The 14,795-nt window shown below is 64.0% G+C and carries 12 protein-coding genes; 11 read left to right on the plus strand and 1 reads right to left on the minus strand.

The window, feature by feature from the left end; translation table 11 throughout:
* The first annotated feature begins 55 nt into the window (after nucleotides 1–55).
* The 5 genes from ACIPQ1_RS23095 to tldD all read left to right on the plus strand — a co-directional run bounded on the left by ACIPQ1_RS23095 (nucleotide 56) and on the right by tldD (nucleotide 8,481).
* Entirely contained in the window at nucleotides 56–652 is a 597-nt protein-coding gene (locus ACIPQ1_RS23095; RefSeq protein ID WP_250965722.1) for a Maf family protein, read from the plus strand.
* Nucleotides 653–708: 56 nt separating this feature from the next.
* Complete coding sequence (rng, locus tag ACIPQ1_RS23100) at nucleotides 709–2,166, plus strand: ribonuclease G (protein WP_053118461.1); 1,458 nt, start codon at nucleotides 709–711, stop codon at nucleotides 2,164–2,166.
* A gap of 60 nt (nucleotides 2,167–2,226) precedes the next feature.
* Nucleotides 2,227–6,030 (plus strand): YhdP family protein, encoded by a 3,804-nt coding sequence (locus ACIPQ1_RS23105; RefSeq protein ID WP_411386496.1) that lies wholly within the window; start codon nucleotides 2,227–2,229, stop codon nucleotides 6,028–6,030.
* Between the two features lie 139 nt (nucleotides 6,031–6,169).
* Nucleotides 6,170–7,033 carry a carbon-nitrogen hydrolase family protein gene (locus tag ACIPQ1_RS23110; protein ID WP_186710679.1) on the plus strand — a complete coding sequence of 288 codons (864 nt, stop codon included), beginning with the start codon at nucleotides 6,170–6,172 and terminating at the stop codon, nucleotides 7,031–7,033.
* 5 nt (nucleotides 7,034–7,038) lie between these two features.
* The gene (gene tldD, locus ACIPQ1_RS23115; protein ID WP_186710681.1) at nucleotides 7,039–8,481 is read left to right on the plus strand and encodes a metalloprotease TldD; all 1,443 of its coding nucleotides are present in this window, start codon (nucleotides 7,039–7,041) and stop codon (nucleotides 8,479–8,481) included.
* 153 nt (nucleotides 8,482–8,634) lie between these two features.
* Here the strand turns inward: tldD and yjgA are convergent, their stop codons facing one another.
* Nucleotides 8,635–9,159, minus strand: a complete 525-nt coding sequence (gene yjgA, locus ACIPQ1_RS23120) for a ribosome biogenesis factor YjgA (protein WP_014336624.1) — start codon at nucleotides 9,157–9,159, stop codon at nucleotides 8,635–8,637.
* 108 nt (nucleotides 9,160–9,267) lie between these two features.
* On the opposite strand from yjgA, the gene pmbA reads away from it, so the two are divergent.
* The 6 genes from pmbA to ACIPQ1_RS23150 all read left to right on the plus strand — a co-directional run bounded on the left by pmbA (nucleotide 9,268) and on the right by ACIPQ1_RS23150 (nucleotide 14,644).
* Entirely contained in the window at nucleotides 9,268–10,614 is a 1,347-nt protein-coding gene (gene pmbA / locus ACIPQ1_RS23125; protein WP_207963246.1) for a metalloprotease PmbA, read from the plus strand.
* A 260-nt stretch (nucleotides 10,615–10,874) separates the two neighbouring features.
* Nucleotides 10,875–11,270 (plus strand): hypothetical protein, encoded by a 396-nt coding sequence (locus ACIPQ1_RS23130; protein WP_053118468.1) that lies wholly within the window; start codon nucleotides 10,875–10,877, stop codon nucleotides 11,268–11,270.
* Entirely contained in the window at nucleotides 11,263–12,639 is a 1,377-nt protein-coding gene (locus ACIPQ1_RS23135; RefSeq protein WP_411386499.1) for a class II fumarate hydratase, read from the plus strand. The genes ACIPQ1_RS23130 and ACIPQ1_RS23135 overlap by 8 nt, the downstream gene beginning before the upstream one ends.
* 28 nt (nucleotides 12,640–12,667) lie before the next feature.
* Nucleotides 12,668–13,108, plus strand: a complete 441-nt coding sequence (locus ACIPQ1_RS23140; protein WP_446534827.1) for a hypothetical protein — start codon at nucleotides 12,668–12,670, stop codon at nucleotides 13,106–13,108.
* Between the two features lie 2 nt (nucleotides 13,109–13,110).
* Nucleotides 13,111–13,734: a superoxide dismutase gene (locus ACIPQ1_RS23145; RefSeq protein WP_411386500.1), complete on the plus strand. Its 624-nt coding sequence runs from the start codon at nucleotides 13,111–13,113 to the stop codon at nucleotides 13,732–13,734.
* A gap of 19 nt (nucleotides 13,735–13,753) precedes the next feature.
* Entirely contained in the window at nucleotides 13,754–14,644 is an 891-nt protein-coding gene (locus tag ACIPQ1_RS23150; protein ID WP_250964709.1) for a ZIP family metal transporter, read from the plus strand.
* The last annotated feature ends 151 nt before the right edge of the window (nucleotides 14,645–14,795 follow it).

Here is a 14,795-nt window from a genome sequence, read left to right on the forward strand (position 1 = left end):
CAGCGGGAGCAAGCTCCCTCGCCACAAAAGCCGGTCGCGTTAGGGAGATGTCTTGATGAAGCCGCTTTACCTCGCCTCAGGCTCGCCGCGTCGGCGTGAGCTGCTCACGCAGATTGGCGTGCCCTTTACCGCCATCGGTGCGGACATCGACGAAACTCCCCTGGACCACGAAACCCCATCGGCCTATGTCGAGCGCCTGGCGCGCGGCAAGGCCGAGGCTGGGCTACGTGCGCTGCAACCCGGGGTGGATGGCTGCGTGCTCGGTGCGGACACCGCCGTGGTGCTGGAGGGGCGGATTCTCGGCAAGCCCATGGACCAGGCCGACGCCTTGTCCATGCTGCTGGGCCTGTCCGGTCGCGAGCATGAGGTGCTGACCGCCATTGCCGTGCTGGACGGCTCGCGCTGCGAGTCCCGGGTGGTGCGCAGCCGGGTGCGTTTCCGACCCATCACCGAACAGCAAGCGCTGGCCTATTGGGCCAGCGGCGAACCCCGGGACAAGGCGGGCAGCTATGGTATCCAAGGGCTGGGCGCGGTGTTCGTCGCCGGGCTCGAAGGCAGTTATTCGGCCGTGGTCGGCCTGCCGCTGTGCGAAACCGCAGAACTGCTGGGCCATTTCGGCATACCCTGTTGGCAAACCTTGAGCGTGCGCTGAGCGCCGTCCGACTTGATGCGGCCATTATCGTGAACATGCCTGAACGAGACCCTGCCATGAGTGAAGAGATCCTGATCAACATCACGCCGATGGAATCGCGCGTGGCGGTGGTTGAAAACGGCGTGTTGCAAGAGGTTCACGTCGAGCGCACGCAAAAACGTGGCATCGTCGGCAACATCTACAAGGGCAAGGTCGTGCGGGTGCTGCCGGGCATGCAGGCGGCCTTCGTCGACATCGGCCTGGACCGCGCGGCATTTATCCACGCCTCGGAAATCTCCATGCGCGAAGGGCCGGCCGTGGAGAGCATCAGCGCGCTGGTGCATGAAGGCCAGAGCCTGGTGGTGCAGGTCACCAAGGATCCCATCGGCTCCAAGGGCGCGCGCCTGACCACGCAACTGTCGATCCCGTCGCGCTACCTGGTGTACATGCCGCGTACCGCCCATGTGGGCATTTCCCTAAAGATCGAAGACGAAGCCGAGCGCGAGCGCCTCAAGCAGGTGGTCAGCGACTGCGTGGAAAAAGAGGGCATCAAGGAAACCGGTGGCTTCATCCTGCGCACCGCCGCCGAAGGGGCCGGGGCCGATGAGATCCTCATGGACATCCGCTACCTGCGAAGGCTCTGGGACCAGATTGCCGCGCAGATCAAGACCATCGCCACCCCCAGCGTGATCTACGAAGACCTGGGCCTGGCGCTGCGAACCTTGCGTGACCTGGTCAGCCCCAAGATCGAGAAGATTCGCATCGATTCCCGGGAAACCTTCCAGAAAACCACCCAGTTCGTCGCCGAACTGATGCCGGAAATCGCCGACCGTCTCGAGCATTATCCTGGCGAGCGGCCGATTTTCGATCTGTACGGCGTCGAGGACGAAATCCAGAAAGCCCTCGAGCGCAAGGTGCCGCTCAAGTCCGGCGGGTACCTGGTGGTCGATCCGGCCGAAGCCATGAGCACCATCGACGTCAACACCGGGGCGTTCGTCGGCCACCGCAACCTGGAAGAAACCATCTTCAAGACCAACCTGGAAGCCGCCACGGCCATCGCCCGGCAACTGCGCCTGCGCAACCTGGGGGGGATCATCATCATCGATTTCATCGACATGGAAGATGAAGAGCATCAGCGCCAGGTACTGCGGACCCTGGAAAAACAACTCGAACGCGATCACGCCAAGACCAACATCATCGGCATCACCGAGCTGGGCCTGGTGCAGATGACCCGCAAGCGTACCCGCGAAAGCCTCGAGCAGGTGCTGTGCGAGCCGTGCAGCAGTTGCCAGGGGCGCGGCAAGCTGAAGACCCCGGAAACCGTGTGTTACGAAATCTTCCGGGAAATCCTCCGGGAGGCGCGCGCCTACCAGGCGACCGGTTATAGAGTGTTGGCGAACCAGAAAGTGGTGGACCGTCTGCTCGATGAGGAGTCAGGCAATGTCGCGGAGCTGGAAGCGTTTATCGGACGCACGATTCGCTTCCAGGTCGAAACCATGTACTCCCAGGAACAATACGACGTGGTGTTGCTCTGAAGAGCTTGGGAAGCGGCGGGCCCGCGGATTTGATTGTCTTTGCCAGGGGAGCCCACTGACATGGAGCGTCTGACACGCTTGATCGCGACGCTGACTCGTTGGGGCTTGGGGCTTTGCGCGCTGCTGCTGGTGCTGCTGGCGTTGTACGTCAGCCTCGGTCGCGAGCTGGTCCCGCTGGTGGCCGAATACCGCGCCGAGGTCGAGACCCGCGCCGGCGCGGCCCTGGGCATGCCCGTGCACATCGGCAGTCTCGACGGCAGTTGGGACGCCCTGGCGCCGATCGTGGCGGCGCGCGACGTGGTGGTTGGCGAGGGCCCCAACGCCTTGCACCTGGATCAGGTGCGGGCCGTGCCCGACCTGTGGGACAGCTTGTTGGCGCGGCAGGTGCGCATCGCCCACCTGGAAGTCAGCGGCCTGAAGATCAGCCTCAAGGAAGGCGCCGACGGCAAGTGGGCCCTGGAAGGCCTGCCGGTGAAGGACGATCAGCCCCTCGATCCGCAGCAATTGCTCGAACGCATGCAAATGGTTTCAAGGCTCTCGGTGCTCGATAGCCAGGTGACCTTGCAACCCGTCGAGCAACCCCCGCTGACCCTGACCTACGTCGGCTTGAGCCTGCGCACCGGCGCCACCCGCCAGCGCCTGGACGCACGCCTGACCCTGCCCGACGGCCAGCCGGTGGCGATCAACCTGCGCACTCGCCTGCGCGCCAGCGACTGGAAGAATGGCCAGGCCGACGCCTACTTGAGCCTGCCGCAAAGCGACTGGTCCAAATGGCTGCCGAAGCGCCTGACCCAGCAATGGAATTTTTCCCGGATCCAGGCCGGCGGCGAATTCTGGCTCAGTTGGGGCGAGGGCACGGTGCAAAGCGCGGCCATGCGCCTGAACGCGCCGCAGCTCGACGGCGCCTATGGCGAGCGCAAGCCGGTGCAGGTCCACAACCTGGCCCTCAACGCGTACTTCCAGCGCGGCAGCCAAGGGTTCACCGCGACCTTCGACTCCCTGGCGATGAACCTGGGCGAAACCCGCTGGGAATCGCACCTGCAACTGCAACAAAGCGCTGCCACCGAGCAGGCCGAGGAGCGTTGGCACCTGCAGGCCGATCGCCTGGACCTGACTCCGCTCACGCCGTTGCTCAACGCCCTGGCGCCTTTGCCCGAAGGCCTGGCCACGACGATTGACCGGCTCAAGGTGACCGGCGCCCTGCGCAACGTGCTGTTGGACTATCGGCCGCAGAACACCGGCGACCAGAAAATCAGCTTCGCCACCAACCTGGACACTGTCGGTTTCAATGCCTATCGCGGCGCCCCGGCGGCGCGCAACGTCTCCGGGAGCCTGAGCGGCGACCTGGGCGGCGGCGAGCTGCGCATGGACAGCAAGGACTTTTCCCTGCACCTGGACCCGATCTTCGCCAAGCCCTGGCAGTACCTGCAAGCCAACGCCCGGCTGACCTGGAAGCTCGACAAGCAAGGCTTCACCCTGATCGCGCCGTACCTGAAAGTGCTGGGCGAGGAGGGCCGGATTGCCGGCGATTTCCTGATCCGCCTGCATTTCGACCATAGCCAGGAGGACTACATGGACCTGCGGGTCGGCCTGGTGGACGGCGATGGGCGCTACACCGCCAAGTATCTGCCGGCGGTGCTCAGCCCGGCGCTGGATGAGTGGCTGCGCACGGCCATCGTCAAGGGCGCGGTGGACGAGGGCTTTTTCCAGTACCAAGGCTCGTTGAACAAAGGTGCCGGGGACGCGGACCGCAGCATCAGTCTGTTTTTCAAGGTGCATGACGCCGAGCTGGCGTTCCAGCCGGGCTGGCCTTCGGTCAGCAAGGTCAGCGGCGATGTCTTCGTCGAAGACAGCGGCGTGCGCATCTTCGCCAGCCAGGGGCAGTTGCTCGATACCCAGGTCAAGGATATTTCGGTGAACATTCCCCACGTGCCGACCGGGCAGAGTTCCCATCTGCTGCTGGACGGCGGGTTCGCCGGCGGGCTGGGCGACGGCCTGAAAATCCTCCAGACCGCGCCCATCGGCACGGCCGAGACGTTCGCCGGCTGGGAAGGCGAGGGCGACCTGAACGGCAGCGTGAAGCTCGATATCCCGCTGGTCAAAGGCGAGCAGCCGAAGATCCAGGTGGATTTCGCCACCGACAAGGCCCGGCTCAAACTCAGCGAACCGGCGTTGGAGCTGACTCAGCTCAAGGGTGATTTCCGCTTCGACAGCCACAAGGGCCTGAGCGGCAAGGGCATCAGTGCCCGGGCATTCGACCGGCCCGTGACCGCGCAGATTTTCGCCGAGGGCCGTGCTGGTGCGCTCAATACGCGGGTCACCGCGTCTGGGCAAGTGGAGGTCAAGAAACTCACCAGTTGGCTGAATGTCACCCAACCGCTGCCGGTCTCCGGCGTCGTGCCCTACCAGTTACAAGTGATCCTCGACGGCGCCGACAGCCAGTTGTCGGTCAGTTCCAGCCTCAAGGGCGTGGCCGTCGACCTGCCGGCCCCCTTCGGCATGGCCGCCGACGTCGGGCGCGACACGGTGTTTCGCATGACCCTGCAAGGGCCGGAGCGGCGTTATTGGGCCGACTATGGCGACCTCGCCAGCTTCACGTACGCCGCGCCAGGCGGGAAAGTCGCTGACGGTCGCGGCGAATTGTTGCTGGGCGCCGGCGATGCGGTGTTGCCGGGCGCCAAGGGGTTGCGGCTGCGTGGCACGTTGTCGGAACTGGACGTCAGCCCCTGGCAGGACCTGGTGAACAAGTACGCTGGCCACGATCCAGGCGGCAGTGCCAAGCAACTGCTCAGCAGTGTCGACCTGACCGTCGGCAAACTCACGGCCATGGGCACCACCCTCGACCAAGCCTCGGTGCAACTGGACCGCAAGCCGGACGCCTGGGCCTTGCAGCTCGCCAGCCAGCAGGCCAAGGGCAACGTCAACCTGCCGGACGCCAAGGCCGCACCGATTGGTATCAAGCTTGATTACGTTCGCCTGCCGGCCACAGACCCGACGGTCCAGGCGGATGAAAATGCGCCGGACCCGCTGGCGTCGGTCGATCCCGGCAAGATCCCGGCCATGGATATCGCCATCGACCAACTGTTCCAGGGCCCCGATCTGATCGGCGCGTGGTCGTTGAAAGTGCGACCGACCGCCAAGGGCATCGCGCTGAACAACCTGGACATGGGCCTCAAGGGCATGGTGTTGAACGGCAGTGGTGGCTGGGAAGGCGCGCCCGGTTCCACCAGCAGTTGGTACAAGGGCCGGATCAGCGGCAAGAACCTGGGCGATGTGCTCAAGGGCTGGGGGTTTGCGCCAAGCGTGACCAGCCAGGCGTTCCGCCTGGATGTCGATGGCCGTTGGCCAGGCTCGCCAGCCTGGGTCGCCACCAAGCGCTTTTCCGGCAGCCTCGACGCATCGTTGAGCAAGGGCCAGTTCGTCGAAGTCGAAGGCAGCGCCCGGGCGTTGCGGGTGTTTGGCCTGCTGAACTTCAACTCCATCGGCCGACGCTTGCGCCTGGACTTCTCTGACCTGTTCGGCAAGGGCTTGAGCTACGACCGGGTCAAGGGGCTGCTGGTGGCGAGCGACGGGGTGTACGTGACCCGAGAGCCCATTACCCTGACCGGGCCGTCGAGCAACCTGGAACTCAACGGCACGCTGGACATGGTGGCCGACCGGGTCGACGCCAAGCTGTTGGTCACGCTTCCGGTGACCAACAACCTGCCGATTGCCGCGCTGATCGTTGGCGCGCCGGCGGTGGGTGGGGCGCTGTTTCTGATCGACAAGCTGATCGGTGACCGCGTGGCGCGCTTTGCCAGCGTAAGATACGACGTCAAGGGGCCGTGGAAAGAGCCGAAGATCACCTTCGACAAGCCGTTCTGACAGACGATGAGATAACCCCTGTGGGAGCGAGCTTGCTCGCGATAGCGGTGGGTCAGCAAAGGAAATGTGACTGATACACCGCAATCGCGAGCAAGCTCGCTCCCACAGGGGCAGTGATGCAAAAAATGAGGGAAGTACCATGCCAGTCGCCGTGATTCAAATGGTCAGCCAAAGCGATGTGCTCGCCAACCTGGCCCGTGCCCGGGTGCTGCTGGAGCAGGCTGCCGCTGGCGGTGCGAGGCTGGCGGTGCTGCCGGAGAATTTCGCGGCGATGGGGCGGCGGGACGTGGCCGATATCGGGCGTGCCGAAGCCTTTGGTCAGGGACCGATCCTGCCCTGGTTGAAACAGGCCGCCCGTGACCTCAAGTTATGGATTGTGGCCGGCACGCTGCCGTTGCCACCCAAGGACCAGCCCGAGGGCCGGTCCCATGCCTGTTCGTTGCTGGTCGATGACCAGGGCCAGATCGTCGCGCGTTATGACAAGCTGCACCTGTTCGATGTGGACGTGGCGGACAATCGCGGGCGCTATCGGGAATCGGATGACTATGCTTATGGGGCCAACGTGGTGGTGGCCGATACCCCCGTCGGCCGGGTGGGCCTGACGGTCTGCTATGACTTGCGGTTCCCGGAGCTCTACAGCGAACTACGCGCTGCCGGGGCCGAGCTGATCACGGCGCCGTCGGCGTTTACCGCGGTGACCGGCGCGGCCCATTGGGACGTGCTGATCCGCGCCCGGGCCATCGAGACCCAGTGCTACGTGCTGGCGGCCGCCCAGGGTGGCGTGCATCCGGGGCCTCGGGAAACCTTTGGCCATGCGGCGATTGTCGACCCGTGGGGCCGCGTGCTGGCGCAACAGGATCAAGGCGAGGCCGTGCTGGTGGCCGAGCGCGACAGCAGCGAACAGGCGTCCATCAGGGCGCGTATGCCGGTGGCCAGCCATCGGCGCTTTTTCTCGCAGGGCGCTCGACAGCGACCTGTCCAAGACGACGAATTCAAGGCGTAAAACATATGAGCGGGTTGTTGTCCTCAGTCAGTGAACACCTTTTAGCCCCCGGCGGCGTGACCCTCGAAAGCCTGCAAGGCGTGCTGGGCGACCTGGCCGGCCCGGGTATCGATGCCGCCGACCTGTATTTCCAAGGCCAGATCTCCGAGTCCTGGTCGCTGGAAGACGGCATCGTCAAGGAAGGCAGTTTCAACCTCGACCAGGGCGTGGGCGTGCGTGCCCAGTCCGGCGAAAAGACCGGTTTTGCCTACAGCAACGCCATCACCCTCGAAGCCCTCGGCGCAGCGGCCCGTGCGGCCCGCTCTATCTCCCGGGCCGGGCAGAACGGCACGGTCCAGGCATTCAGCAGCCAGGACGTGGCGCAGCTCTATGCCCCGGACAACCCACTGGAGGTCATGAGCCGCGCCGAAAAAGTCGAGCTGCTCAAGCGCATCGACGTCGCCACCCGCGCCCTCGACCCACGCATCCAGCAAGTGTCGGTCAGCATGGCCGGGGTCTGGGAACGGATCCTGGTGGCCTCCACCGACGGCGGCCTGGCGGCGGACGTGCGGCCATTGGTGCGTTTCAACGTCAGCGTGATCGTCGAGCAGAACGGCCGTCGCGAGCGCGGCGGCCATGGCGGCGGCGGGCGCACCGACTACCGTTATTTCCTCAGTGAAGACCGCGCCATGGGCTATGCCCGCGAAGCACTGCGCCAGGCGTTGGTCAACCTCGAAGCCATCCCGGCCCCGGCCGGTACATTACCCGTGGTGCTCGGCTCCGGCTGGTCCGGCGTGCTGCTGCACGAAGCGGTGGGCCACGGCCTGGAAGGCGACTTCAACCGCAAGGGCAGCTCGGCCTACAGTGGGCGCATGGGGGAAATGGTCGCCTCGAAACTCTGCACCATTGTCGATGACGGCACCCTGGCCGGGCGTCGTGGCTCCCTGAGCGTCGACGATGAAGGCACGCCGACCGAATGCACCACGCTGATCGAAAACGGTGTGCTCAAGGGCTACATGCAGGACAAGCTCAACGCCCGATTGATGGGTGTGGCCCGCACCGGCAACGGTCGCCGTGAGTCTTATGCACACCTGCCGATGCCGCGCATGACCAACACCTACATGCTGGGTGGCCAGAGCGATCCGGCGGAGATCATCGCCTCGGTGAAAAAAGGCATTTATTGCGCCAACCTCGGCGGTGGCCAAGTGGACATCACCAGCGGCAAATTCGTGTTCTCCACCAGCGAGGCCTACCTGATCGAAGACGGCAAGATCACCGCACCGGTCAAGGGCGCGACCCTGATCGGCAACGGGCCGGAGGCGATGAGCAAGGTGTCGATGGTGGGTAACGACCTGTCGCTGGACAGCGGGGTGGGTACGTGCGGCAAGGACGGGCAATCGGTGCCGGTGGGCGTCGGCCAGCCGACCCTGAAGATCGATGCGATTACCGTGGGTGGCACGGGCGCTTGAAGACATTCGGGGACTTGCTTGAGTCGTGGCGAGAGAGCTTGCTCCCGCTGGGCTACGCAGTAGCCCAAATGCGGTTGCTACGCAACCGAGCGGGAGCAAGCTCCCTCGCCACGGTAACAGTCACCCCGTGGAGGGGCGTGAAGCGGGTGAAACTCAACGCAGGCCGCGTTGAGTCTCGTCCAGCTCACGGATGTACTTGAAGATTTTACGGCTCGAGGCCGGTGGCTTGTTCTGCGCCAGTTCGTGCTGGGCCTGACGGATCAGGGAGCGCAATTGCTGGCGATCGGCCTCCGGGTAGTCGATGACGAACTTTTCCAGGGTGCCGTCGTCGCCTGCGATCAAGCGATCGCGCCAGCGTTCCAGGTTGTGGAAGCGTTCGTTGTACTGCCGGGTGGAGGCATCGAGTTGATCGAGCAGCACCAGGATGGCGTCAGTGTCCTGGTCGCGCATCAGTTTGCCGATGAATTGCAGGTGCCGTTTACGCGCGATATTCGCGGTGTGCTTGGGCGCATCGGCCAGGGCCCGGCGCAAGGCGTCGGTCAAAGGCAGTTTGGCCAGCAAGTCAGGCTTGAGTGTTGTCAGGCGCTCGCCGAGGTCAACCAGAGCATGCAGCTCGCGTTTGACCTGGGATTTGCTTTTTTCACCCTCGTAGAGGGAGTCGTCGTAAGAATCAACCATGGTGGCAGTCCGCAAAGAAACGCCGCCATGATAACCAGTCGGGGGCCGCTTGTCCGGCCCGGTCGCTCGATGGCCATCACCGAAAACAGAATTTGAGTGGAGAACACCATGAGTGCAGTTCAAAGCGTCGGCCCGCAAGCATTGCCGGCACTGCAGGAACAGGTCGAGCAGATCCTCGCCGAGGCCAAGCGCCAGGGTGCCAGTGCGTGCGAAGTGGCGGTGTCCCTGGAGCAGGGCCTGTCGACGTCGGTACGCCAGCGCGAGGTGGAAACCGTCGAGTTCAATCGCGACCAGGGGTTTGGCATCACCTTGTACGTGGGCCAGCGCAAGGGCTCGGCCAGCACCTCGGCCAGCGGCCCGGACGCCATCCGCGAAACCGTCGCCGCCGCGCTGGCGATTGCCCAGCACACCTCCGAAGACGAAGCTTCGGGCCTGGCCGATGCTGCGCTGATGTGCAAGGAACTGAAGGATTTCGACCTGTTCCATGCCTGGGACATCACCCCAGAGCAGGCCATCGAGCAGGCACTGCGTTGCGAAGCGGCGGCGTTCGAGACCGACAGCCGGATCAAGAACGCCGACGGCACGACGCTCAATACCCACCAGGGCTGCCGGGTCTACGGCAACAGCCACGGTTTCATCGGCGGTTATGCATCGACCCGCCACAGCCTCAGTTGCGTGATGATCGCCGAAGCCGACGGCCAGATGCAGCGCGACTACTGGTACGACGTGAGCCGCCAGGGCACCTTGCTGGCGGACCCGGTGAGCATCGGCCGCAAAGCCGCGCAACGGGCGGCCAGCCGCCTGGGCGCGCGGCCGGTGCCGACCTGCGAAGTGCCGGTGCTGTTTTCGGCCGAGTTGGCCGGTGGCCTGTTCGGCAGCTTCCTGTCGGCGGTGTCCGGCGGCAACTTGTACCGCAAGTCGTCGTTCCTCGAGGGCGCGCTGGGCCAGAAGCTGTTCCCGGAATGGATGACCATCGACGAGCGTCCGCACCTGATGCAGGCCATGGGTAGCTCGGCGTTCGATGGCGATGGCCTGGCCACCTATGCCAAGCCATTCGTGGAAAACGGCGAGCTGGTGTCCTATATCCTCGGCACCTATTCGGGCCGTAAGCTCGGCATGCCGAGCACCGCCAATGCCGGTGGCGTGCATAACCTGTTCGTGACCCATGGCGAAGAAGACCAGGCTGCCTTGCTGCGCCGCATGGGCCGGGGCCTGCTGGTGACGGAACTGATGGGCCACGGCCTGAACATGGTCACCGGGGATTATTCCCGTGGCGCGGCGGGTTTCTGGGTCGAGAACGGCGAGATCCAGTTCCCGGTCCAGGAAGTCACCATCGCCGGCAACATGCGCGACATGTTCAAACAGATCGTGGCCGTGGGCAACGACCTGGAATTGCGCAGCAACATTCGCACCGGCTCGGTGCTGATCGAGCGGATGATGGTGGCGGGGAGCTAACGCCTCACCGTGTAAAAAAGGCGCGTCATCCACTGGGGTGACGCGCCTTTTTTGTGCCCGAAGATCCTGTGGCGAGAGCGCTTTTGTGGCGAGGGAGCTTGCTCCCGCTGGACTGCGCAGCAGGCCCCAAGATCTTGCGGTCGCTACTGAACCGAGTGGGAGCAAGCTCCCTCGCCACATTGTTTTTTGTGTCGTTCGTGGTTGTGTTGCTTCTTATTATCATCTAATAATGAATCTCATTAGCCGAGTGAGCCCCGGTCATGAGTTCTGCCCTGCACGAACAACCCTACCTTGAAAGCTGGCGCTGGATGAGTCGCCAGATCCGTTGCGCGATGAACCCGGACGAGCCGCGGCTGATCGAGCATTACCTGGCCGAGGGCCGCTACCTGGCGTGTTGTACCGCCACCTCGCCGTGGATGATTTCCGAAACTGCCTTCCGTTTGCTGCTCGACACCGCCTCGGACGTCGCGCTGCCCTGGCATTGGCGCAGCCTCTGCCTCGACCAGGCCTGGCGACCATTGCGTGACCTCGAACGACAATCACTGTGCCGCTGCCGCCTCAAGCGTTGGCAGAGTCACGCCTGGGCGCTGGCCACCTGTGCCCTGGCGCCGTCGATTCCCCTTATTGAACTGGTGCAAGGATCTCCCGATGAGTAATACCCGTATCGAACGCGACAGCATGGGCGAGTTGCACGTCCCGGTGGACGCTCTCTATGGCGCCCAGACCCAGCGTGCCGTGGAAAACTTCCCGGTCAGCGGCCAGCGGATGCCGGCGCAATTCATCCGGGCCCTGATCCTGGCCAAGGCCGCGGCCGCACGGGCCAACGTAGAGCTGGAGCAGATCAGCGCGGCCCAGGGCAAGGCTATCGTCGATGCCGCCCTGGGACTGCTCGAAGGTCGTTACATGGACCATTTCCCGGTGGATATCTTCCAGACCGGCTCCGGCACCAGTTCCAACATGAACGCCAACGAAGTGATCGCCACCCTCGCCAGCGGCCTGCTGGGAGAGACGGTCAACCCGAACGACCACGTCAACTGCGGCCAGAGCAGCAACGACATCATTCCCACCAGCATTCATGTCAGCGCCGCGCTGGCCTTGCATGAGCAACTGCTACCGGCGCTGTCGCACCTGGTGCAGGTGATCGAGCGCAAGGCGAAAGAAGTCCATCCGTTCATCAAGACCGGCCGCACCCACCTGATGGACGCGATGCCGGTGCGCCTGAGCCAGGTGCTCGACGGTTGGGCCCAGCAACTCAAGGCCAATATCGGCCACTTGCAAGACCTGCTGCCGAGCCTGCAGTCCCTGGCCCAGGGGGGGACAGCGGTGGGCACTGGGGTCAATGCCCATCCGCGCTTCGCCGAGTTGTTCAGCCAGCAACTGACGCAATTGACCCAGGTGCAATTCACCCCAGGCAAGAACCTGTTCGCCCTGATCGGCTCCCAAGACACCGCCGTGGCGGTTTCCGGGCAGCTCAAGACCACGGCCGTGTCGCTGATGAAAATCGCCAACGACCTGCGCTGGATGAATTCCGGGCCGCTGGCAGGCCTGGGCGAGATAGAACTCGAGGGCTTGCAGCCGGGTTCCTCGATCATGCCCGGCAAGGTCAATCCGGTCATTCCTGAAGCCACCGCGATGGTGGCGGCCCAGGTAATCGGCAACGACACGGTGATCACCATCGCCGGTCAATCGGGCAATTTCGAATTGAACGTGATGCTGCCGATCATTGCCCAGAACCTGCTGAGCAGCATCACCCTGATGTCCAGCACCAGCCGCTTGCTGGCGGACAAGGCCATCGCCACGTTCAAGGTCAACGAAGCCAGGCTCAAGGAAGCGTTGTCGCGCAACCCGATCCTGGTGACCGCGCTGAACCCGATCATCGGTTACCAGAAGGCCGCTGAAATCGCCAAGAAGGCTTACCAGCAAGGCCGGCCGGTCATCGACGTCGCCCTGGAACACACCGACCTGACGCGCAGCGAACTCGAAGTCCTGCTGGACCCGGAGAAGCTCACCGCTGGCGGCGTGTAACCCCCGACACCTGTGTGGAGGACTCATCATGGAACACTGGAAACGTACGATCGAACGGGCCAATCGCTGTTTCATGCAAGGCGAGCTGGTGGATGCCCGCGAAGCCTACCTGCAAGCCCTGGCGCTGGCCCAAGTGTTGTTCGAGCGCTGGGCGGACGCCGACGAAGCCGTGGCCGCCTGCGTCGTCTCCCACCACAACCTGGCGGACCTTCACCTGCGCTTGAACCAGCCGGAGGAGAGCGCCGAATACTTGTGCGCGATCCACCAGCGGTTGTTGCAGACAATGCAGGACGAACGGCTGGCACCGGCCTTGCGCGCCGCTGCACAACGCCAGAGTCACAGGACCTATGTCGAACTGCTGAATTTCATCAGCGAGCACGGTGAGTACCCGCGCACCCAACGCCTGCTGCACTGCAATGCCACCACGCCCCGGCAGCGCTATGCCCCTCTTCATCATGGAGTTCATTGAACATGGCTTTTACCTTGCCTGCATTGCCTTACGCCTACGACGCCCTGGAACCGCACATCGATGCGCAAACCATGGAAATCCACTACACCAAGCACCACCAGACCTACATCAATAACCTCAACGCGGCGGTGGATGGCACCGAATACGCCGAATGGCCCGTCGAAAAACTGGTGGCCAGCGTGGAACAGTTGCCACAAAACCTGAAGGCTGCGGTGATCAACCAGGGCGGTGGCCACGCCAACCATTCGTTGTTCTGGGAGGTGATGACGCCCCAGGGCGGCGGCCAGCCCGAGGGCGCCCTGGCGGCGGCGATTGACGCGCAGCTGGGCGGCATCGAGCGTTTCAAGGAAGCTTTCACCAAAGCGGCGCTGACCCGTTTCGGCAGCGGCTGGGCCTGGTTGAGCGTGACCCCGCAAAAGACCCTGGTGGTGGAAAGCAGCGGCAACCAGGACAGCCCGTTGATGAATGGCAACGCGCCGATTCTTGGCCTGGACGTCTGGGAGCATGCCTATTACTTGCGTTACCAGAACCGTCGACCGGAATACATCAACGCCTTCTACAACGTGATCAATTGGCCTGAAGTTGCCCGACGCTATCAGGCAGCGCTGGCTTCAAGTCCTTCATGAACACAACCCAAGGCTGATCATGGACACTCAAACACTGGCGATTGGCGGCGGACGGATGTTCCGCTATGCCTTGGGGTCGCTGTTGCTGTTGGCCGGCATGACGTTGTTGGCGGCCCAGGGCCTGGCGTGGCTGGACCTGGAGCCCAAGCTGTTGCGGGCGCTTCAAGGCGGTGGGTTGTGCGCCTTGGGCACCGCGCTGGGGGCCGTGCCGGTGTTGGTCATTCGACGCATGCCCCAGGCCGTGAGCGATTCATTGCTAGGCTTCGGGGCCGGGGTGATGCTCGCCGCCACGGCGTTTTCGCTGATCGTGCCGGGCATTGCCGCGGCCGAGCAACTGGGGCTCACACCTTGGGCCGCCAGCGGTCTTATCTGTTTTGGCATCATGTCGGGGGCGTTCGGGCTGTACCTGGTGGACCGCAAGGTGTCGGCCAGTCCTGAGAGGCTGATCGCAGCGCCAGGACGTCCGGTCATTGCGCCGCGGATCTGGTTGTTCGTGTTCGCCATCATCGCCCACAACATTCCGGAAGGCATGGCGGTGGGCGTGTCAGCAGGCGGCGGCATGCCCGATGCCGACAGCCTGGCAATGGGTATCGCCTTGCAGGATGTCCCCGAAGGGCTGGTGATCGCGCTGGTGCTGGCCGCGGCGGGTATGTCGCGGGTGAAGGCGTTCCTGATTGGCGCCGCGTCCGGGCTGGTCGAACCCGTGTTCGCGCTGTTGTGCGCCTGGTTGGTGAGCCTGGCCGAAATGCTCTTGCCCCTGGGGCTGGCGTTGGCGGCCGGGGCGATGCTGCTGGTGGTGACCCATGAGGTCATACCCGAATCCCGTCGCAATGGTTACGAGAAATTGGCGAGCCTGGGATTGCTGGTGGGGTTTTGTCTGATGATGGTGTTGGATACGGCGTTGGCCTGATCCAATCCAGGGGCCATGCGTTTGTGCTGTTGTGGCGAGGGAGCTTGCTCCCGCTGGCCTGCGAAGCGGGCCCCGTTGTGTTTTCCTGCTGTGGATTTACGGCTGCTTCGCAGCCGAGCGGGAGCAAGCTCCCTCGCCACAACAAGCTCGG

The organism is Pseudomonas sp. LARHCG127 (assembly GCF_052871455.1).